Genomic DNA, 19,960 nt, shown 5'->3' with positions numbered 1-19,960 from the left:
ATCTTCTTGTTTTTTTAAGACAATATTTGGTAAACTACCCATGCTGATACATAGGCCAAAGCAGTCATATATACTGTCTGAATAATTGGCCATTTCCAGCCTTTAGTTTCCCTATAAACCACAGCCAAGGTACTCATGCATTGCATGGCAAAGGCGTAGAATACAATGAGGGAAAAGGCAGTGGCCAAGTTAAATACTTTTTCTCCAGTTTCAGGCTTAATCTCAGACTCCAGTTTCTGCTGTATGGTCAATTCATCTTCAACATCAGTTCCAACGCTATATAGAGTTGCAATAGTAGAGACAAACACTTCCCTTGCTGCAAATGAAGTAATAAGGGCTATTCCAATTTTCCAATCATAACCCAGTGGTTTGATGGCAGGTTCTATGAACTTGCCCATTATTCCTATATACGAGGATTCCAATTCTGCTGATGCCAATTGGCTTTGGTAATCATCTTGAACTTCTTGAGGAGCATCGTTTGAAGGCACTTCAATATTGGCGATAGCTTCTTCCCGTGCACTAGAGGGGCCATAGGAAGCAAGTACCCAAAGTATGACTGATATGGTCAAAATAACCTTTCCTGCAGCAAAGACAAAGGTTTTGGATTTGGAATACATAGTAATCAAAACGTCTTTCCATCTTGGTAATCTGTATAATGGCATCTCTACCATCAAATAGCTTTTTTCCTTAAAATTCAGAATCAGTTTTAGGATCCATGAGGTAAAAAGTACCGCAACGATTCCCAATAGATACATACCAAGCAACGCAATGGCTTGTAGATTAAATGGGCCTATATAGGATTCAGGTACAGCTATTCCGATTAGAATAACGTAAACAGGTAGCCTTGCAGAACAACTCATTAAAGGGGTTACCATGATGGTGATGAGCCGGTCTTTCCAGTTACCAATATTTCTTGTGGCCATAATTCCAGGGATTGCACAGGCAATACCTGATATAAGAGGAACAACACTTTTTCCGTTCAGACCAAAAGGGCGCATGATCCTGTCCATCAGAAAAACTACCCTGGACATATATCCGGTGTCTTCTAAAATGCCCAAGAAGGCAAATAGCAATGCGATTTGCGGTATAAATATGACCACTCCACCAATGCCTGGAATGATCCCTTCAGTAATGAGATTGGTGAGTACTCCTGCTGGCAATAGTTTGGCTATGGATGAACTTAGAGAAGCAAAAAAACCATCTATCAAATCCATAGGGACTGCTGACCAGGCAAATACCGATTGGAAAATAACTAGTAGAATTCCTAAGAAAATGGCATATCCACCAATTTTATGGAGGAATATACTGTCAAGTTTGTCAGTTAATCTTTTTCTTCCCAGATCAGTTTTCTCCACCGCTTTGTCCAAAACAGTCTGAATCCCTTCATACCTGTGCTGGGTTTCATCTAATTGGATTTGTTTGATATTAAAACCTGATGAATCCATCTGATTTTCTAACCATTCCCTTTGGCCCTCATCCAAAAGTGGTTCATTTTCATGGAACCGGATAAGTTGGTAAGCTTGGTAAGTATTCTTCAAGTGGAATTTTTCCTGAATGGCAATCGATAGCGATTCAGGTAATAATTCTTGGATGTTTAAAAAAGGTTGAGGTTTTTCAAACATCTTTTTTTCTATCAGTTCAGAAATGCCATTGATGCCTTTATTGCTTCTGGCGTTTGATTGAATGATAGGAACTCCTAGAGATTTATACAGGGCATGGGTTTTTACTTTGATACCTTGTTCCTCTGCAGAATCTTCCATATTTAGCACAATTGCCATTGGAAGACCAAGGTCCATTATTTGAGTTACCAAAAACAGGCCTCTTTCCATGCTTGACATGTCCACTACTGCCAAGACAAAGTCAGGTTTATTTTCCTTGTCTAGACCGTTCAATACACGGTGAACAATGACTTCATCTTCTGAATTGGGGTAAATACTATAGGTTCCAGGTAGATCTAAGATAGTAGCCTCTTGTTTTCCTAATTTGATATTGGCAAACCGTTTGTCCACCGTTACGCCAGGGTAATTGCCCACTTTTTGACGCAAACCGGTAAGACTGTTGAAAATAGTCGTTTTACCCACATTAGGGTTTCCTATTAAGGCAACAGTAAAAGTAGATTGCTGGGTAGGAGTCTCAGGAGTAAGTACTTCAGGCATAAAAGATTAATTTTCTAATTTCACATTGATAAGGTTAGCCTCGGATTTTCTTAGGGCAATGACCGTGTTTTCCAGTTTAAATGCTAAAGGATCCTTTAGAGGGGCCCTCTGCAAAAGAGAAATACGTTTTCCAGGTAAGAAGCCCATTTCCATCAAGTGTAAGGATAGTTCACTTGGTGTGATACTTTCAATCACTGCCATTTTTCCTTGTTCAATTTTATCCGCTGTACTCATGCTTGTGAAATTAGATTAAATCTAAATTGTTGCAAAATTAACGGAAAAAGATCAGATTTCGTTCTTATTTTACTGAAAACTTAAGCCTTTTTTGTTGAGCGGTTAGTTAAAAAGAATTCAGATTAATAGGACTTTAGCTGATGAGGGAATTATAAATTATGGGCGTAAAAGGATTTATTTAGTCCAATGAACTTTTCGTGATGAATAGTACTTGTAGGGAACAATTGTCTCATCTCATTTTCAGAAATTAGTCTGATTTCATCCATATATTGCTGTGCTTGTTTGGGGTCCCACTTTTGAAAGCGGCTTAATTTGGTTTTGGTGAGAATGGTATAGCCCAAGGATTTTGGGTAGAATTGAAAATAAGGAAGGGCATAATGTGGTTCCAAAAAGAAATACTTATTGGGTGTTTGCACAAAATGTTTCTTTCCAACGCGTCTTATTTCTTTTGCCATTAAAACTTGGTTATCCCAAGTATAAAGATGTTCTATTACGGAGTTAGAAAAGACCAAATCGATTGAATTATCTTCAAATTCAGACAAATTGGTAGCATCACCCGCCATACTGGAAATATGGGGAGTTGAAACGGGTTCCTTGGACAAATTGAGGATAATTACATCAACATTTCCCGATTGGAGGATTTTTTGGTCTTTCCAAAAGCTTTCTGTACCGCCCACATCCAATATTTTTATTTTCTCGTAATTCTTAAAAGTATCCCAAAAAAGTTGGTTAAATAATTCAAACCTTGCTTTACGAAATTTCATTCCTAACGATTCAGGGTGATTTGAGGATGAAAGTAAGGATTTTATTTTAGTAATCATGTTTGTGGGATGTTAAGCGGGCAATGTAAAATTATTTTAACAGATATTTAATGCTGAATAGAGAATATTTTTTTATAATTTTACAAGACTTTAATGAAAAATAAGACTATTTAATCAATATAGAGCACAGGCAATTTTTTACAACGAGAAGAAATGGTATTTAAATTGCTTAAGCCTTGCGGAATTCATAAGTAGGAAAAATTTTTATGGCAAGAAGGTTTTACAAATATTTCCCTTGGTTATTTGTTTTGGGCGATGGATTAGTGATCGTATTATCATTGATTCTAACGCATTTGATTGTATCAAATTATGTTTCCGTAGATAATATGAATCCTGTGCTTTATGGCGTCTATATCTTGATCTGGCTATTGCTGATCATATATAGAAAGGACTATAAAGTAGGACGGACTACAGATTATATTTTTACGCTCCAGAAATTATTCGGGTCTATATTATGGTTCTTTTCAGTAATTTCTGTCTTATGGATAGCCTTTCAGGCTTATCACTTAAGTAGGCTGTTTTTGTTAGTAAATGCGGGAGCTATGTTGGCACTTTTGAGTGTTTACAGGGTTTCTGTTCATATAGTCCTCAAACAATATCGTTCTAGAGGGGGGAATTACAGGAATGCGGTTATAATAGGAAAGGGAGGAACAAGTTATAAATTGGCCAAGGTGTTTCAGCGTAGAAAGGATTTTGGCATCAATTTTATGGGCTATTATGATGATGCAAGTTCATGTGTTGAGACTAGGGGTAATCTGGCTGACTTTTTCAAGGAAGTCAAGGAGATGGATTTGGACCTGATTTATATTAATGAAAGGCTTGACTTGTCCACCATGAAAAAGATCATCAACTACGCTGATGAACATTATATAAAAGTCAAGGTGATACCGGGAGGTAATCTCCAATTGGAGAAAAAGCTTTCTTTTTCCAAGTATGGTGATTTTTTTGTTATCAATGTCAATGCCATTCCCTTGGACAATGTCTTGAATAGAATAAGTAAAAGGGCTTTTGATATCCTATTTTCCTTATTCGTAACATTGTTTATACTGAGTTGGATGATTCCTTTGGTAGGTTTGCTTATCAAGTTGGAGTCAAGAGGACCTATCTTTTTTATACAAAAACGAAATGGAGAGAATAATAGGGTTTTTAAATGCCTGAAGTTCCGTTCGATGACTCCCAATGATTATGCGGATACCCATCAGGCGGTCAAAAATGATCCTAGAATAACACGTATAGGGACTTTTTTAAGGAGTTCATCACTGGATGAAATGCCGCAGTTTTTAAATGTACTTATAGGAGATATGTCTATTGTAGGGCCAAGACCTCATACGGTTCCTATGAATGAAACATTCCGTACTCAGATCGAAAAATATAATGCCCGCCATAAGATAAAACCAGGAATTACCGGACTTGCTCAGGTAAAAGGGTACAGGGGTGAGATTATACGTCCATATCAAATCAGGTCAAGGGTTAGGTTGGATTATTTCTATATCCAGAATTGGACGCTTTGGATGGATTTGGAAATTGTTTTTAAAACCGTTAGAGAGCTTGGATTAAATAGGGATAACGTTTACTAGTATGGCTGATCCAATTAAAAAAATGTCCCCCCAGTTAAATCAAGAGGGACAAGGAGATCAGGCTTGTTTTTATTTTGTTAAGGCTTAAATATTTAGTAGGGCCTCTATAAAGCTCATGTTTTCACCTTTTTTCTTGATAACCAGCATCGGGATTTTGTAGTTGATATGAACGAGCTTTTCGGTTACGCTACCCAATAATATGGCCGCAGAATCACTTCTTCCTCTACTACCGATGACAACCATGTCTGCATCATGTCTTTCAGCTGCTTCCAGAATATGATTTGCACTAGATTGGTTTCCCTTCAAAATAAAATCGCAAGGATGTTTTTCTATTTTATGTTTGTCGACCATTGCATTGAATTCCTTCTGGGCATTTTTTAGCATTATCTCAGCAAATTCCTCATAGGATTTTCCTGTCTTATGGTAGCCAATTGGTACTTCGTAAACGTGCAGGTACTGAATTGCTGCATTGTTATTTGATTTAATAAAGTTCTCCACTTTTTCAAGGACTACTTCAGTATGCTTAGAAAAATCGATGGGTACAATGAATTTTTTGAATTCAATATCTTTCATGTCTTCTGTAAGGAACAGAACAGAATTGGGGGCTTTTTGAGCAATTCTTTTTGGTAAGGCCCCACTTCCCTTGAGTTCCTTTTTTCGTCCCATGATGATATAATCAATATTTTTGATTTTGGACCATCTCAGCAGCTTTTCCATCGCATGGCCTTCCTCTACTGTCACTTCTATTTCCACATCTTCAGGAAGGTTTAAGGAGGTGACCTTATTGAGGATTTCTTTTTCTATACTTTCATCAATTGGGGCCAATAGATTGGGGTAAGTGCTCGCGATATCTTCGGGAAGGACCAAGTCTTCCGCAATATGCATAAAATAGATTTTTTCCAGATTTAAAAGTTGAATGACTTTGTAGGTGTTTTCCAGAATAACTTGGTCCATCTGGCTCAGATCCAAGCCTATTAAAGCGGTATTTCGTTTTTCCATGAGTAAAGATTAATGGATTTGTAACAATTTAATAGATAGAGCTCAGCTAAGAAAGTAATTATGGATAATTGTATGGATTTAAGTTATGAGCGTATTAAATGTTAAATTTGAAGCATGATTTTAATCATGAATTACCGTAGAAATCCGGATTTGATTATGAATAAACCTCTTTTGTAATGGCTAAATCAATGCAAAAATATTTCCTTGCCATAGTTCCAGATGCTGGTATTCAGGAAGACGCCATACTCATCAAAGAAAAGGTCAAGGAAATGTACAATGCGAAGCATGCGTTAAAATCCCCGCCGCATGTAACGTTGAAGATGCCTTTTGTTTGGAACGAGCGGAAGGAAGAAAAATTAGACACTCTTCTATCAAGCTTTTTTGAGCGTTATGAGCCCTTTCTTATTACTTTTAAGGGAATAGGTCGTTTTGGTAGACGAATCATGTATGCCCGCGTAAGTCATGGCCCGGAGCTGCCTGTTTTCCAAGAAGAATTGAAGTTGTTTTGTAAGCGGGAATTGAAGTTGAATGAGGAGTTAAGTGACCGGGCTTTTACGCCACATATGACTTTGGTGTATAGTGATCTGAAGAATAGGTTTTTTGATGAGTGTTGGGGATGGATAAAAGAGAAGGGCTTTTATGGAGAAATGGAAGTCGTAAAAGTGGCTTTGTTGAAAAAGAAGGATTATCGTTGGACAGTATTAAAAGAGTTTGAATTAGGCTGTAAGGTTGAAGGCAAATAGTGTTTATTAATAACAAAAAAGGAATCCTATAGGATTCCTTTTTTGTATGCATCATGTGAGGAATTACTTCTTCACGTGGATTTTTTCTTTTACTCTCGCAGCCTTTCCTTGACGACCTCTTAGGTAGTAAAGTCTAGCTCTTCTTACTTTACCAGATCTCAATAGTTCGATTTTTTCGATGCTTGGACCTAGGATAGGGAAGATTCTTTCAACACCGATACCGCTAGAGATTTTTCTTACAGTGAAAGTTTCACCGTTGGAGTTTACATTCTTTCTCTGAATTACGGTACCTTGGAACTGCTGGATACGCTCTTTGTTACCCTCTTTAATTCTAACGTGAACGTTGATCGTATCTCCTGCCTTGAAAGAAGGGAACTTAGCTCTTACGTCTTTGTATTCCTCTTCTACAATTTTAAGTAGTTCGCTCATATCTTTATATTTATGTGCTTATCGCAAATTCGAATTGCAAAGGTATGCAATTATCTATTTTATTCAATTAATTATCAATTATTTACGTTTATCGCCTTATTCAAAATCTGTCCCTTCCAATAGGTCGGGCCTTCTTTCTTTAGTACGGCGAACCGATTCTTCAAACCTCCAGTTAGCGATCTTTTCATTATGTCCAGAGAGTAAGATTTCAGGCACTTTCATACCCTCATATTCTGCTGGTCTGGTATAGATAGGTGGAGCAAGCAATCCGTCCTGAAATGAATCCGAAAGGGCAGAAGTCTCATCGTTGAGCACTCCAGGAATCAATCGGATAACTGCATCTGCTACAATAGCAGCCGCTAGCTCTCCTCCAGATAGGACAAAATCTCCAATACTAATTTCTTTAGTAATGTATTTTTGTCTGATCCTTTCATCCACTCCTTTATAATGACCGCAAAGGATCATTAGATTTCCTTTCAAGGACAGGGAGTTGGCCATTTGCTGATCAAGGGTTTCACCGTCAGGGGTCATATAGATGATTTCATCGTAGTCTCTTTGGCTTTTAAGTGCTTCTATGCACCTAGCCACAGGTTCTACCATCATCACCATACCAGCACCACCACCAAAAGCATAATCATCAACTTGCTTATGTTTTCCAATGGCATAATCCCTTAAGTTGTGGACATTGACTTTTGCCAGACCTTTTTCTTCTGCTCTTTTTAAGATAGAATGGGAAAAAGGACCTTCTAAGAGTCCAGGAACCACTGTGATAATATCGATCTGCATGGACTAATCCTCCAAATAAATTTCAAGTAAGCCTTCCGGCAAACGGCAGAAAACTTTTTTTGCTGCCTTGTCTACCTTGAGAATGACATCATCCTGGATGGGAATCAATATTTCTTTCCCTTGGTAGTCTAACCCGATCAAATACTGGGTTTGAAGGTCATATATAACTTGCACACTTCCGATTACTCCTCGGGTCTCATCCTCTACTTCAAAGTCTACCAGTTCGTGATAATAATATTGATCATCATCAAGTTTGGGCAGGTCTTTAAGCGGGAGATAGAGTACAGATCCCACAAGGGTTTCTGCAGCATTTTTGTCGTCGTAGCCTTCAAATTTAGCTAAGACTCTGCCGTTTGGCTGAGAGACAAAATGCTCTAAGAAGTAAGGTGCCAATCTGTTGTTTTTATCCAAAAAGACATGTTCGATGTCTTCGTAATCTTGAGGATAATCTACATCTAGGACAGCAGTTACTTCTCCTTGGAGCCCATGAACTTTAGCAATGTAACCTATTTGGAAACAGTTTTCTTTGTTCATGGAGAAATGCCTAATTAACCTTGAGTTTCTTCTTCGCTAGATTCAGAAGCATCTCCTTCAGCAGGAGCCTCTTCAGAAGCTTCAGCTTCTTCCGCTGCAGCAGCTGCTTTAGCTTCTTCTTCTCTTTTCTTGATCGCCTCTAGACGAGCTGTGTTTTTAGCTGTTTCAGCATCAAGGGCTTTTTGACGAGCATCAGCTTTTGCTTTAGCCAATTGGTCCATTTTGCCAGTGATAGCTGATTCTTTTTGCTCTTTCCACGCGTCAAATTTCTTATCAGCTTCTTCTTGGGAAATAGCACCTTTCAAAACACCGATTTGAAGGTGTTTTTTCAATAATACACCTCTGTAAGAAAGCATAGCTTTTACAGTGTCTGTAGGTTGTGCACCATTCAACAACCATTGTAGAGCACGCTCATTGTTGATGTTGATAGAAGCAGGGTCAGTGTTCGGGTTATAAGATCCGATTTTCTCGATAAAGCGTCCATCACGTGGAGCTCTTGCATCAGCTACAACTACATCGTAGATGGCCATTCTTTTTCTACCTCTACGTGCTAATCTGATTTTTACTGCCATAGTATATTGATATTTAGTTAATTGATGGATCCCGTCCATCGTAAATTTGGAATGCAAAGATAGCGGATTTATCTTGAAAAGAACAAGTTAGGCTAGGAATATTTGTGGAATAGAAAAAATATGTTTTAAATTGCGGCTCGAATTGCTAGGGTGATTTTCCAAATCAATAGGTGATGGGCAGAATTTCGATTCAAATAACCTAATGATATTTATATGGCCTCGTAGTTCAATGGATAGAATACCTGCCTGCCGGCAGGCAGGGAAGTTTCTTAACATTGTGTTAACATGTATACAGTTTATGCAATTAAAAGTTTGGATGACGGAAGGATTTATGTTGGCTTGACAAGCGATCTTATAAGAAGATTGAAGGAGCATAATGGAGGTAAAACGAAATCAACAAAAGGCTATATGCCCTGGAAATTAATTTATAAAGAAGAAGTAGAAACCAGACTGATTGCAAGAGAAAGAGAGAAATACTGGAAGTCTGGAATTGGTAAAGAAAAATTAAAAACCTTATAAAATATATGGCCTCGTAGTTCAATGGATAGAATAGAAGTTTCCTAAACTTTAGATCTAGGTTCGATTCCTAGCGAGGCTACTAAAGCTTTCTACTTAAAATAAGGAGAAAGCTTTTTTTGTTTTTCTACTAAATGTACAATCATAAGATAATGATTGTACATTTAGTTATTTTATTGATTTAACTTTCTATCACCGACAAAATATTCCCAGCAGGATCTTTGAACCAGGCGATGGACGGGCCGTTTTTACTTCTTGAAATGCCCTTTTCGTCTGTATGGATATTGCCTGAGTATTGTTCAAATTTAATTCCTTTGACCATCAATGCTTCTACGGCCGCTTCTATATCAGGCACAGGGAAATTCAAAACCGTGAAGTTTGCTGCTTTGAAATCATCCTTTGGATAGATGATAATGGGATTGTTGCCCTTGGTGTGAATTTCCAAAATTCCCATAGGGTGGTCAGTTACTTTCAATCCCAATATTTCTCCATAAAACCATCGGGCCTTTTCCAAATCGTCTACTGCGAAACTGCTAAATGCTTGGCTGGATATCATCATGGCTGAAAGCGCTTTTTGTCAATTTACCAAATTATAATCGCAAAAGCAGGTCATTATAATTCGTATTAGGGTTGATAATGTTTTTTTTGGACCATAAATGAAAAAGGGATGGCTTGTTCTTGCCATCCCTTTTCTAAAATAAATGAGTGATATTCCTTGAGACTATTTCTTTTTCTTGGCTTCCTTCATTGGATTGCTGCCAGATGCTGCTCCTCTTGGTGCGCTTTCTCTTTTGTACAACTCAAACCGAGAAGGTATATTCCGTTTAGGGAAGTAATTATTTGACTCATCAATATCAGCTGTTTCCCTGTAGGGGTCCAATACAATGGTTTCCACTTCTTTATCTTTAGGGAATACTTTCTTTACTTCTGATTCATTATGTCTCCAGATATTTGCAGGAATCCGTTCAATTTCCGAACTGCCATCTGCATAGTTAAACTGAACGATTAAAGGCATTACCAATCCACCTACATTTTTGAAGGTGATTTCATAATAATTAAGTCCACTGTTGTACAGCTTCCTTTCCTTTTCATTAAGGCTTTCTACAAATTTCTTGTGTGCTTTTTCATCACTAGGAGTTACCGTAAATCTATCATAGGTAGTATAAAAGTCCCTTGTTTTAGGGTCCCTTTCCAATACAGTCTCTTGAATATCCTTTTCATTGGCCGTTCTTGAAATATAGGATTCATATTTTTCATGGTCTGCGGCTGCTGCTTTTTTCTTCTCAGCAGGAGTTCTATTGTCGAGCTGGTACCATTGAACATTTTCAATGGCGATGTCTACTGGCTCAGTGCCAAAGAACCAACCTCTCCAGAACCAGTCTAGATCCACGGCTGAGGCGTCTTCCATGGTCCTGAAGAAATCATCAGGGGTGGGGTGCTTGAATTTCCATCTTTGTGCATATTCTTTGAAAGCAAAGTCAAATAGTTCCCTGCCCATGACAGTTTCCCTAAGGATGTTCAAGGCAGTAGCCGGCTTAGCGTAGGCATTGGCTCCAAACTGGATAATGTTTTCAGAATTGGTCATGATTGGCTCCAAATATTGTTTTTCGCCTTTCATATAGTCCACAATCTTGTGAGCAGGACCTCTTCTGGATGGGTAGTTTCTGTCCCATTCTTGTTCTGCCATAAACTGCATAAAGGTGTTCAAGCCTTCGTCCATCCAAGTCCATTGACGTTCGTCGGAATTGACAATCATCGGAAAGAAATTGTGCCCCACTTCGTGGATGATCACGGAGATCATACCGTTTTTAATGGCTTCAGAATAGGTTCCGTCTTTATCCGGTCTACCATAGTTAAAGCAGATCATGGGATATTCCATTCCATTGGAAGCTTCTACAGAAATGGCAGTTGGGTAGGGATAATCAAAGGTTTTTGCTGAATAGGATTTTAAGGTATGGGCGACTACTCTGGTCGAATATTGCTCCCAAAGTGGGTTGGCTTCCTTGGCATAGTAAGACATGGCCATAACATCTTTATTGCCCACGTTTACGGCCATGGCATCCCAAATGAACTTTCTGGAAGAGGTCCAGGCAAAATCTCTTACGTTTTCTGCTTCGAAGACCCAGGTTTTAGTATCAGAGGCCTTTGCTTTTTCAAGTTTTTCAGCTTCTTTTTGGGTACGGATGATTACAGGGTTGTCATAGGTTGCTTTGGCCTTGTTCCATCTGTCCATTTCAGTTTCACTCAAGACCTCTTCGGGGTTTTGTAGCACTCCAGTGGCACCGACCATATGGTCTGCAGGAACGGTGATACTTACCTTATAATCACCAAAGGTCAAAGCAAATTCTCCACGACCGTAGAACTGTTTGTTTTGCCAGCCTTCAAAATCTGAATAAACTGCCATTCTAGGGAACCATTCGGCCATGGTATAAAGGTAGTTACCATCTTCTTCAAAGTATTCATAGCCAGGTCTTCCTCCAATAAAACTGGTTCTGTCATGGATATTGAAACTCCAGTCTACTGTAAACTCCACCTGATCACCAGCCTTAAGTGGCTCTGGTAGATCTACTCTCATCATGGTTTCATTGATCGCAACTGGGATGTCATTTCCTTGAGCGTCTTTTACGCTGTGGATTTTGTAGCCAAGATCAAGGTCATGCCACAGGATGGATTCCAGCTGGCGCAAGGACATCCTTTCATGAATACTGCTCGTCTTTGCCTTTTGGCTTTCAGCATCCTTTGCTCTTTGGTTTTGGTCCAGCTGTATCCAGAGATAACTCAACTGGTCAGGTGAATTATTAATATAAGTTACCGTTTCAGTCCCTTTAATGCTTTGGTTTTCATCATCAAGGACTACCTTAATATCATAATTGGCCTGCTGCTGCCAGTACATATGCCCAGGAGCACCAGAGGCAGTACGGTAAACGTTTGGAGAGCGAAGCATTGGGCCCAATTGCTCAAAACGCTCCGCATGGTTTTGCTCGCTGTGCTGGGCATTTGCAGTGCCTATGCATAGTAAGCTAAATGCGATGGAATAAATTAAATTTTTCATATCTCTCTATTGAGTTTTTATGAATAAGTAACATGACTATTCTTACTGATTAAATCAGTGAACTCTTATAATAGGTTGTATTTGGGTTGTGTTAATTACCAATATATTGCGTCCAATATCATCATTATGGCCATTCCGAATACCACAGAAGAAATGACCAAGGCCCATTCTTTTCTGTTGGCACTTAATATGCCAATGGCGATAGATGATATTAAAATGAAGATGCCTACTATGATCAGCTGTCCGACTTCCAGGCCCAAGTTGAAGGCCAGCAGGGGTTCCCAAATGGAGCTTTCCCTTCCTAATAATGATTTTAGGTAGTTGGAGAATCCAAGGCCGTGTATCAGACCGAAAAATAGGGCAAAGAAGTAGTTTGCCTGAATCCCGGAGCCACTTGAAGGTCTTGGCCTGAGTATATTGAAAAAGGCAGTGACCGCTATGGTTACAGGGATAAGGAATTCGATTAGGCTTCCTTTGACCGTAAAGATCTTTAAAGTAGCTAGCGCAAGGGTAATAGAATGACCTATGGTAAATGCGGTTACCAAGATCAAAATTTTCTTCCAATCTCTCAGCAGGTAAATGGCGCAAAGAGCAACAATAAACAAGATGTGGTCAAAACCTTTTAGGTCAAGGATATGATCCATGCCTAACTTAAAATAAGCTTGAAACTGATTCATTTAATTTTTCGTTTTTCCATCTGATTGAAAAGATTCGGATAGAAGCTTGTATTTTTGTAAAACACAAGCTGATCAAACTTCTCAATGAGGACTTGGCTTAGTTTTATTTGGGTAAGAAAAACAGCGGTGTAATATTAATGTTTAATTTGGACAAAAAGTAAAAATCAATAACTAAATGTTATATAATTATATAGTCATATGGATGCTTGGATGGATGGTGAATCTTCATCCTTTCTATATTAGTGTGACGGATGTTAACTATAATACTGAGGCCCAAAGTTTGGAAATTGCCCAAAAAATTTTCTGGGATGATTTGGAGCAGGCGCTTAGTAAAAAGTATGATGAAGATCTTGATTTTTTACATCCCCAGGATCCCGAAAGACTGAATGGTTTTGTCAAAGCGTATTTGATGGATAATAATATCTATGAAATCAATGGTAACTTGGTCAAGCTTGAGTACCTCGGATTTGAAATAGAAGAAGATGCTGCTTGGTTTTATTTGGAGGCCAAAAATGTGCCCGTACCACAGAAAGTTAAAATAACCAATAAGGTGCTCATCAGTGATTTTCAGGATCAGCAAAATATGATCAATTTTTACTTCAATGATGAGCCGAAGACCTTGATTTTATATAAAGGGAAGGAAGAGGATACCTTGTCTTTTGAATAGTTTGCAATTTAGTTTTTAGCTAGGATATTAAGGAATGCAGCAATGATTTTATTGGTTTTGAGATCGTAGGGCGGATAAAACATATTCAGGGGAGTTTTTCCTTTGCGCTGTTTCAAAACGGCTTTTTCATTGCTAAATGTCAAAAAACCAGCGTATCCATGTGCTTTGCCCATTCCGCTTTCCTTTGTTCCTCCAAAAGGCAAGGAGTTTTGTAAATATTGAATGCCACAAACATTGATCGCCATGGTTCCTGCACTGATCGATTTCTGCATCATTTCAATGGTACTTTTGTCTTCTGAAAATAAATAAAAGGCCAGTGGTTTTGCTTTGTGGGACATATAATTAAGTATGTCTTCTGTTTTACTATAGGTTATAATTGGTAAAATAGGACCAAAAATTTCTTCCTTCATTAATAACATTTCTTCTGTCATGCCAGTGACAATGGTAGGCTCCATAAAATTTTCCTCTGCTTTTATTTCACCACCATGGCGGATTGTTGCTCCTTTTGTTTGTGCATCAGTGAGCAGGTGCTGCAATCTGTTCAGGTGTTTCCTGCTAATGATTCTTCCATAATCTTTATTGGATGATTTATCCGCCTTTTTTGTAGGGTACATTTTTTGAATTTGATGACTCAGGTCATCTAATAGGCGTTCCTTCTGGGATTCATGCACAAAGAGGAAATCAGGTGCAATACAGGTTTGACCGCAATTGATCCATTTCCCTGTGGCAATTTTTGGTACGGCATCGTTTAAGTCATAGTTCTTGTCAATTACTACAGGAGATTTGCCTCCTAATTCTAATGTTACACTTGATAGGTGTTGGGCAGCGGCATTCATCACCATTTTTCCAATTCCCGGACTGCCTGTAAAAAATATATGATCAAAGGGGAGGGCTAATAATTGTTTAGCCATCTCAGCATCTCCTTCAAATATGGCTACTTCGTCCTTTTCAAAATTTTCCATACACAACCTTCTTACCAATGCGGAAGTGTGCGGCGTAAGCTCTGATGGTTTAAGGCAAACAGTACATCCGGCAGCAAGGGCAGAAACGAGCGGACCAATGCTTAAGTTAAATGGGAAATTCCAAGGGGCTATAATTAAAGCCTGTCCCTTTGGCTCAATGATCGTGTAGGATTTACTTCCCAGAAAGTATAAAGGGGTAGTCACTTTTTTGGGCTTCATCCAGCTTGCTAGATTTTTGATGGCATGGTTAATTTCCATCAATACATAGGCTGTTTCTGTAATGGCCACTTCTGTAGCAGGCTTTTTGAAATCCGCATAGATAGCTTTGGAAATTTCTTGTTGATTTTTCTTTATCCATTCCCTTAGTTTTTTGAGCGTTGCAATCCTCTCCTCAGCTGTGCTATACCTTTTGTTGTAAGCTTTTATTTTTTGAATGGAGAAGGTATTTGATAATTCTTGAAGGGTAATTGGAGCCGTCATTTCTATCAATTTTCTGGTTTACTACAAGATAGGAAAAATATCCTGTGTGCTTAATGGGACTCATCTTCAAGCGGTTATATAAGGCTTGTTCTAGTAAAATTAGCCACGTTTCATACACATAAAAACGCAATTTAGTTTATAAAAAATGACTTTTATTTTAAAAATAAAATACATTTTACTTTGTAGAAAAAGACAATTGATGTACTTTTATAGCAAAATAGTGTATTTGAACGGCGTAAAATAGTCTATAAGTGTTGATAAAGATTGTTTTAGCTGCATTTAGTACGAATAAACAGTAGGCTTATGAACAAAAACTTTTACATGGAAATTACGCGCAAGAAGTTTTTTGAGTTAGTAAAAACAAGAAGAGAAAAATTCATCCTGCTTATCCGTCTAGCGATAGATAGTTTTTCTAAAGGCAGGAATTTAGGTACTGGTAATCAGGGAGCTAAGGCTTTCCTGCGCTTCCCGGTTTATATCCAGAACACTGGTTTAAATTTTCAATATATCAATTTAACAAGGGGAGCTTTTGCTTCGCTTTAATAGAGAGACAGTCATGAAATCATTCACTAAGTATTTCTTATTTAGCTTTTTCTGTCTAATTGGTTTACTCAGCATTACCAACGTACAAGCCCAAAATGCAGATCTTAGGGATTGCAACTATGGATGTACGTCAAACAATTACACCATTGCGGGTGTATTTTTAAGTGATGCCAACGGTGTTCCAATTACTGACGCTAACAAAACGTGTACAGCAGGGCAGCCCATAAACGATGTATATGTTTCCATTGGTATTCTATCCAACCAAAATACCAGTAACTATTTTGGTAGGTTGTATGCGGATTTGAATATAGGTGGCTCTTCCATTTACTTGGACGTTCCCCTTGGGACTATGCCCTCTAGTAAAAACACAGTGACCAATAAAGTAATTTATGGTCCTATTAGTTGGGAATGCGGGGAAGAGTTGACTTTGGAGTTGCCATTAATTGTTTGGAAGACTAATAATAACGCTCCAGATGAACCAATTGATTGTGGTGATTATTCACAATCCCAATGTGAGCAGCCTGCTAGTATTGTAGTCGCGGCACCTTTGGCCGTTCAGTTTGATTCGCAGAGTTGTTTGCCAGCCGAAAGTGATTTTTCAGTACAATTCACCTCCACAGCAAATGGAGGAATTTCGCCGTATACGATTAGCTGGGATTTTGGCGATGGAACAAATTCTTCCGCATTAAATCCTTTGCATACTTTTCCAGGTGCAGGGAGCTACAATGTGGCATTAATGGTTACTGATAATGACGGGACCCAAAGTACCTATACTGAAACTATTACTGTATATGATCCAATTACGGCTGATATTACTGTAGATGATATTAGTTGTTCTGGTGCTAGTGATGGGGTTATTACCATTTCGAACCAGGCTGGGGGAGATGGTAACTATTCGTATGCTATATCTCCTAGTACTGGAACACTTAATGGATCTACTTACTCTGGTCTAGCTGCAGGAAGTTATACTGTTACAATCACCGATTCTAGAGGATGTTCAGTTGATCTTAATGCAACGGTAAATGTTGGAGACGATACTGCTCCGGTAATGACTGCTCCTGCTGGGTTGGATCTAGAAGCTTGTGGGGTGAATGATTTAGTAGGAAGCGGTGAAACTGCTTTGGCTTATAGCGATACAGAGGTGCTTATTTCTCTTCAGGACTTTATTGATGAGGGAGGAAGCATTATAGAAGAAAATATTGCAAGTATTACCTATCAGGACAGTTTCTCAGGAACTTGCCCGATTGTTGTTACTAGGACTTTTACGGTTACCGATAATTGTGGTCTTTCTGACACAGAAATTCAACTTATCAATATCAATGATACTACTGATCCAATCTTTAGTTCTGGGCCAAATGATCCGGAAGTAAGAACTATAGCCGCTGGTGGAACTGAATATGTCGCAGCGGCTGGAGAATTTGATGCTGTTGCTTCAGATAATTGTAGTACAGTAGAGCTGAGTTATACCATTAATGGTGGTACCCCAGTAGTAGCGAATTCTTTAGATGGTGTTGCTTTTGGATTGGGAGATACCAATGTTTCATGGATTGCAACGGATGAGTGCGGAAATACTGCCAATTATGATTTTGTGGTAACGGTTTATGCACCAGCGATTAATATTGAAAAAGTTGTTGATCTATCAAGTATTTCTTCACCTGGTACTTTGACTTATACCATTACAGTAACCAACACTGGTAACCAAAGCTTAACTGGAGTGAGTGTAGCGGATGCCTTTGCAGGCGGTGCAAGCTTTGTAGGAGGGGATACTGATAATGACAACCAGTTGGATCTTTCTGAATCATGGGAATACAGTGCCACTTATGAGGTTACTCAAGATGATATTGATGCAGGTAATGATTTGGTGAATATAGCAGTGGTAAGCAGTAATGAAACTGCAGATGCTCAGGACGATGCGACCACTACTATTGATCAAAATCCAAGTATTGCCATTGAGAAAGTGGTGGATGTAGCTGAAATCAATACACCAACTACCCTTAATTATACTATTACTGTTACCAATACCGGTAATGTAAGCCTTACCAATATTAGCGTAGCAGATGCTTTCGCTGGAGGGGCGACTTATGTAAGCGGTGATACTGACACAGATAATGAATTGGATATTGATGAGGAATGGATTTACAGTGCAGATTATTCAGCTACCCAGGCGGACATTGATGCTGGTGATGATTTGGTAAATACAGCTATTGTTAGTAGTGCTGAAGCAGCAGATGTTCAAGATGATGCAACTACGACAATTGATCAAAACCCAAGTATTGCAATCTCTAAGGTAGTGGACGAAACAAGCATTAGCGAACCTACTACTTTGAACTACACCATTACTGTAACCAACACTGGTAATGTAAGCTTGACGGGTGTTAGTGTAGCTGATGCTTTTGCAAGTGGTGCAACTTATGTAAGCGGAGATGCAGACGATGATGGTCAGTTGGATTTGACAGAAACTTGGGTTTACAGCGCAAGTTATGCAGCTACTCAGGAAGATATCGATGCAGGTTTAGACTTAGTTAATACTGCAATAGTAAGTAGTAATGAGACAGCAGATGCTCAGGATGATGCGGTAACAACGATTACGCAGACACCAGGCATTGCGATAGAAAAAACAGTAGATGCAACCGACATCAGTGCACCGACGACCTTGAACTATACGATCACCGTAACGAATACCGGTAATGTTAGCTTGACGGGAGTTAGTGTAGCCGATGCCTTTGCTGGTGGAGCTACCTTAGTGAGCGGAGATGCAGACGATGATGGTCAGTTGGACTTGACAGAAACTTGGGTTTACAGCGCAAGTTATGCAGCTACTCAGGAAGATATCGATTTAGGATCTGACTTGGTGAATGTAGCGGTTGTAAGCAGCAACGAGACAGCAGATGCACAGGATGATGCGGTAACAACGATTACTCAGACGCCAGGCATTGCGATAGAAAAAACAGTAGATGCAACTGACATCAGTGCACCGACGACCTTGAACTATACGATCACCGTAACGAATACCGGTAATGTTAGCTTGACCGGAGTTAGTGTAGCCGATGCCTTTGCCGGCGGAGCAACACTTGAAAGTGGTGATATAGATACAGACGGAGAGTTAGATTTGACAGAAACTTGGGTTTACAGCGCAAGTTATGCAGCTACTCAGGAAGATATCGATTTAGGATCTGACTTGGTGAATGTAGCGGTTGTAAGCAGCAACGAGACAGCAGATGCACAGGATGATGCGGTAACAACGATTACGCAGACACCAGGCATTGCGATAGAAAAAACAGTAGATGCAACTGACATCAGTGCACCGACGACCTTGAACTATACGATCACTGTAACGAATACCGGTAATGTAAGCTTGACCGGAGTTAGTGTAGCCGATGCCTTTGCCGGCGGAGCAACACTTGAAAGTGGTGATATAGATACAGACGGAGAGTTGGATTTGACAGAAACTTGGGTATACAGCGCAAGTTATGCAGCTACTCAGGAAGATATCGATGCAGGTTTAGACTTAGTTAATACTGCAATAGTAAGTAGTAATGAGACAGCAGATGCTCAGGATGATGCGGTAACAACGATTACTCAGACACCAGGCATTGCGATAGAAAAAACAGTAGATGCAACTGACATCAGTGCACCGACGACCTTGAACTATACGATCACTGTAACGAATACCGGTAATGTGAGCTTGACCGGAGTTAGTGTGGCCGATGCCTTTGCCGGCGGAGCAACACTTGAAAGTGGTGATATAGATACAGACGGAGAGTTGGACTTGACAGAAACTTGGGTTTACAGCGCAAGTTATGCAGCAACTCAGGAAGATATCGATGCAGGTTTAGACTTAGTTAATACTGCAATAGTAAGTAGTAATGAGACAGCAGATGCTCAGGATGATGCGGTAACAACGATTACTCAGACACCTAGTATAGCGATAGAAAAAACAGTAGATGTATCTGACATCAGTGCACCGACGACCTTGAACTATACGATCACTGTAACGAATACCGGTAATGTGAGCTTGACCGGAGTTAGTGTGGCCGATGCCTTTGCCGGCGGAGCAACACTTGAAAGTGGTGATATAGATACAGACGGAGAGTTGGACTTGACAGAAACTTGGGTTTACAGCGCAAGTTATGCAGCAACTCAGGAAGATATCGATGCAGGTTTAGACTTAGTTAATACTGCAATAGTAAGTAGTAATGAGACAGCAGATGC

18 protein-coding genes and 1 tRNA gene are annotated in these 19,960 nt (G+C 39.2%); 7 read left to right on the top strand and 12 right to left on the bottom strand.

Annotation, left to right across the window (positions count from 1 at the left end; all coding sequences use genetic code 11):
- Positions 1-14 precede the first annotated feature (14 nt).
- The 3 genes from feoB to H7U17_RS12175 form a co-directional block, all read right to left on the bottom strand.
- The gene (gene feoB, locus H7U17_RS12185) at positions 15-2,156 is read right to left on the bottom strand and encodes a ferrous iron transport protein B (RefSeq protein ID WP_186757018.1); all 2,142 of its coding nucleotides are present in this window, start codon (positions 2,154-2,156) and stop codon (positions 15-17) included.
- A 6-nt stretch (positions 2,157-2,162) separates the two neighbouring features.
- On the bottom strand, positions 2,163-2,390 hold the full coding sequence (locus H7U17_RS12180; RefSeq protein WP_186757017.1) for a FeoA family protein: 228 nt from the start codon (positions 2,388-2,390) through the stop codon (positions 2,163-2,165).
- A gap of 149 nt (positions 2,391-2,539) precedes the next feature.
- Entirely contained in the window at positions 2,540-3,154 is a 615-nt protein-coding gene (locus H7U17_RS12175; RefSeq protein ID WP_230981393.1) for a methyltransferase domain-containing protein, read from the bottom strand.
- Between the two features lie 263 nt (positions 3,155-3,417).
- Between H7U17_RS12175 and H7U17_RS12170 the strand changes: the two genes are divergently transcribed.
- Positions 3,418-4,788: an exopolysaccharide biosynthesis polyprenyl glycosylphosphotransferase gene (locus H7U17_RS12170; protein WP_186757016.1), complete on the top strand. Its 1,371-nt coding sequence runs from the start codon at positions 3,418-3,420 to the stop codon at positions 4,786-4,788.
- Between the two features lie 84 nt (positions 4,789-4,872).
- On the opposite strand, the gene H7U17_RS12165 is transcribed toward H7U17_RS12170, so the two are convergent.
- The gene (locus tag H7U17_RS12165) at positions 4,873-5,787 is read right to left on the bottom strand and encodes a universal stress protein (RefSeq protein WP_186757015.1); all 915 of its coding nucleotides are present in this window, start codon (positions 5,785-5,787) and stop codon (positions 4,873-4,875) included.
- 176 nt (positions 5,788-5,963) lie between these two features.
- Between H7U17_RS12165 and H7U17_RS12160 the strand changes: the two genes are divergently transcribed.
- A complete protein-coding gene (locus tag H7U17_RS12160) occupies positions 5,964-6,530 on the top strand; it encodes a 2'-5' RNA ligase family protein (RefSeq protein WP_186757014.1) in 567 nt (188 codons plus the stop codon).
- A 63-nt stretch (positions 6,531-6,593) separates the two neighbouring features.
- Here H7U17_RS12160 and rplS read toward each other — a convergent pair whose 3' ends face one another.
- From rplS to H7U17_RS12140, 4 genes are all read right to left on the bottom strand, one after another.
- Positions 6,594-6,959, bottom strand: a complete 366-nt coding sequence (rplS, locus tag H7U17_RS12155) for a 50S ribosomal protein L19 (RefSeq protein ID WP_186757013.1) — start codon at positions 6,957-6,959, stop codon at positions 6,594-6,596.
- A 96-nt stretch (positions 6,960-7,055) separates the two neighbouring features.
- Positions 7,056-7,745 carry a tRNA (guanosine(37)-N1)-methyltransferase TrmD gene (gene trmD / locus H7U17_RS12150; RefSeq protein WP_186757012.1) on the bottom strand — a complete coding sequence of 230 codons (690 nt, stop codon included), beginning with the start codon at positions 7,743-7,745 and terminating at the stop codon, positions 7,056-7,058.
- A 3-nt stretch (positions 7,746-7,748) separates the two neighbouring features.
- Entirely contained in the window at positions 7,749-8,279 is a 531-nt protein-coding gene (gene rimM, locus H7U17_RS12145; RefSeq protein WP_186757011.1) for a ribosome maturation factor RimM, read from the bottom strand.
- Between the two features lie 14 nt (positions 8,280-8,293).
- Complete coding sequence (locus H7U17_RS12140; RefSeq protein ID WP_186757010.1) at positions 8,294-8,851, bottom strand: 30S ribosomal protein S16; 558 nt, start codon at positions 8,849-8,851, stop codon at positions 8,294-8,296.
- 285 nt (positions 8,852-9,136) lie between these two features.
- Between H7U17_RS12140 and H7U17_RS12135 the strand changes: the two genes are divergently transcribed.
- Both H7U17_RS12135 and H7U17_RS12130 read left to right on the top strand, forming a co-directional pair.
- Positions 9,137-9,370 carry a GIY-YIG nuclease family protein gene (locus H7U17_RS12135; RefSeq protein ID WP_186757009.1) on the top strand — a complete coding sequence of 78 codons (234 nt, stop codon included), beginning with the start codon at positions 9,137-9,139 and terminating at the stop codon, positions 9,368-9,370.
- Between the two features lie 7 nt (positions 9,371-9,377).
- Positions 9,378-9,449 (top strand) — tRNA-Arg (locus tag H7U17_RS12130).
- Between the two features lie 99 nt (positions 9,450-9,548).
- Here the strand turns inward: H7U17_RS12130 and H7U17_RS12125 are convergent.
- From H7U17_RS12125 to H7U17_RS12115, 3 genes are all read right to left on the bottom strand, one after another.
- A complete protein-coding gene (locus H7U17_RS12125; protein ID WP_186757008.1) occupies positions 9,549-9,926 on the bottom strand; it encodes a VOC family protein in 378 nt (125 codons plus the stop codon).
- Between the two features lie 162 nt (positions 9,927-10,088).
- A complete protein-coding gene (locus H7U17_RS12120; protein WP_186757007.1) occupies positions 10,089-12,419 on the bottom strand; it encodes a M1 family metallopeptidase in 2,331 nt (776 codons plus the stop codon).
- Positions 12,420-12,514: 95 nt separating this feature from the next.
- The gene (locus H7U17_RS12115; RefSeq protein ID WP_186757006.1) at positions 12,515-13,096 is read right to left on the bottom strand and encodes a HupE/UreJ family protein; all 582 of its coding nucleotides are present in this window, start codon (positions 13,094-13,096) and stop codon (positions 12,515-12,517) included.
- A 175-nt stretch (positions 13,097-13,271) separates the two neighbouring features.
- Between H7U17_RS12115 and H7U17_RS12110 the strand changes: the two genes are divergently transcribed.
- Complete coding sequence (locus tag H7U17_RS12110; RefSeq protein ID WP_186757005.1) at positions 13,272-13,763, top strand: DUF6702 family protein; 492 nt, start codon at positions 13,272-13,274, stop codon at positions 13,761-13,763.
- An 8-nt stretch (positions 13,764-13,771) separates the two neighbouring features.
- Here H7U17_RS12110 and H7U17_RS12105 read toward each other — a convergent pair whose 3' ends face one another.
- Complete coding sequence (locus H7U17_RS12105; protein WP_186757004.1) at positions 13,772-15,205, bottom strand: aldehyde dehydrogenase family protein; 1,434 nt, start codon at positions 15,203-15,205, stop codon at positions 13,772-13,774.
- Positions 15,206-15,508: 303 nt separating this feature from the next.
- Here H7U17_RS12105 and H7U17_RS12100 point away from each other — a divergent pair, with 303 nt between their 5' ends.
- On the top strand, positions 15,509-15,748 hold the full coding sequence (locus H7U17_RS12100) for a hypothetical protein (protein WP_186757003.1): 240 nt from the start codon (positions 15,509-15,511) through the stop codon (positions 15,746-15,748).
- Positions 15,749-15,761: 13 nt separating this feature from the next.
- The coding region (locus H7U17_RS12095) for a beta strand repeat-containing protein (protein WP_186757002.1) at positions 15,762-19,960 on the top strand (4,199 nt) is incomplete at its 3' end.

Source organism: Echinicola salinicaeni, from assembly GCF_014280965.1.
Lineage (GTDB): Bacteria > Bacteroidota > Bacteroidia > Cytophagales > Cyclobacteriaceae > Echinicola > Echinicola salinicaeni.
This window is presented reverse-complemented; position numbering and strand designations above follow the sequence as displayed.

Excerpts from the sequence above, each read along its gene's own strand:
- H7U17_RS12165 (WP_186757015.1), bottom strand. The coding sequence starts at position 5,787 with ATGGAAAAACGAAATACCGCTTTAATAGGCTTGGATCTGAGCCAGATG.
- trmD (WP_186757012.1), bottom strand. The coding sequence starts at position 7,745 with ATGCAGATCGATATTATCACAGTGGTTCCTGGACTCTTAGAAGGTCCT.
- H7U17_RS12110 (WP_186757005.1), top strand. The coding sequence starts at position 13,272 with ATGTTATATAATTATATAGTCATATGGATGCTTGGATGGATGGTGAAT.
- rimM (WP_186757011.1), bottom strand. The coding sequence starts at position 8,279 with ATGAACAAAGAAAACTGTTTCCAAATAGGTTACATTGCTAAAGTTCAT.
- H7U17_RS12140 (WP_186757010.1), bottom strand. The coding sequence starts at position 8,851 with ATGGCAGTAAAAATCAGATTAGCACGTAGAGGTAGAAAAAGAATGGCC.
- rplS (WP_186757013.1), bottom strand. The coding sequence starts at position 6,959 with ATGAGCGAACTACTTAAAATTGTAGAAGAGGAATACAAAGACGTAAGA.
- H7U17_RS12125 (WP_186757008.1), bottom strand. The coding sequence starts at position 9,926 with ATGATGATATCCAGCCAAGCATTTAGCAGTTTCGCAGTAGACGATTTG.
- H7U17_RS12115 (WP_186757006.1), bottom strand. The coding sequence starts at position 13,096 with ATGAATCAGTTTCAAGCTTATTTTAAGTTAGGCATGGATCATATCCTT.
- H7U17_RS12175 (WP_230981393.1), bottom strand. The coding sequence starts at position 3,154 with ATGAAATTTCGTAAAGCAAGGTTTGAATTATTTAACCAACTTTTTTGG.
- feoB (WP_186757018.1), bottom strand. The coding sequence starts at position 2,156 with ATGCCTGAAGTACTTACTCCTGAGACTCCTACCCAGCAATCTACTTTT.
- H7U17_RS12135 (WP_186757009.1), top strand. The coding sequence starts at position 9,137 with ATGTATACAGTTTATGCAATTAAAAGTTTGGATGACGGAAGGATTTAT.
- H7U17_RS12105 (WP_186757004.1), bottom strand. The coding sequence starts at position 15,205 with ATGACGGCTCCAATTACCCTTCAAGAATTATCAAATACCTTCTCCATT.
- H7U17_RS12120 (WP_186757007.1), bottom strand. The coding sequence starts at position 12,419 with ATGAAAAATTTAATTTATTCCATCGCATTTAGCTTACTATGCATAGGC.
- H7U17_RS12170 (WP_186757016.1), top strand. The coding sequence starts at position 3,418 with ATGGCAAGAAGGTTTTACAAATATTTCCCTTGGTTATTTGTTTTGGGC.
- H7U17_RS12180 (WP_186757017.1), bottom strand. The coding sequence starts at position 2,390 with ATGAGTACAGCGGATAAAATTGAACAAGGAAAAATGGCAGTGATTGAA.
- H7U17_RS12100 (WP_186757003.1), top strand. The coding sequence starts at position 15,509 with ATGAACAAAAACTTTTACATGGAAATTACGCGCAAGAAGTTTTTTGAG.
- H7U17_RS12160 (WP_186757014.1), top strand. The coding sequence starts at position 5,964 with ATGGCTAAATCAATGCAAAAATATTTCCTTGCCATAGTTCCAGATGCT.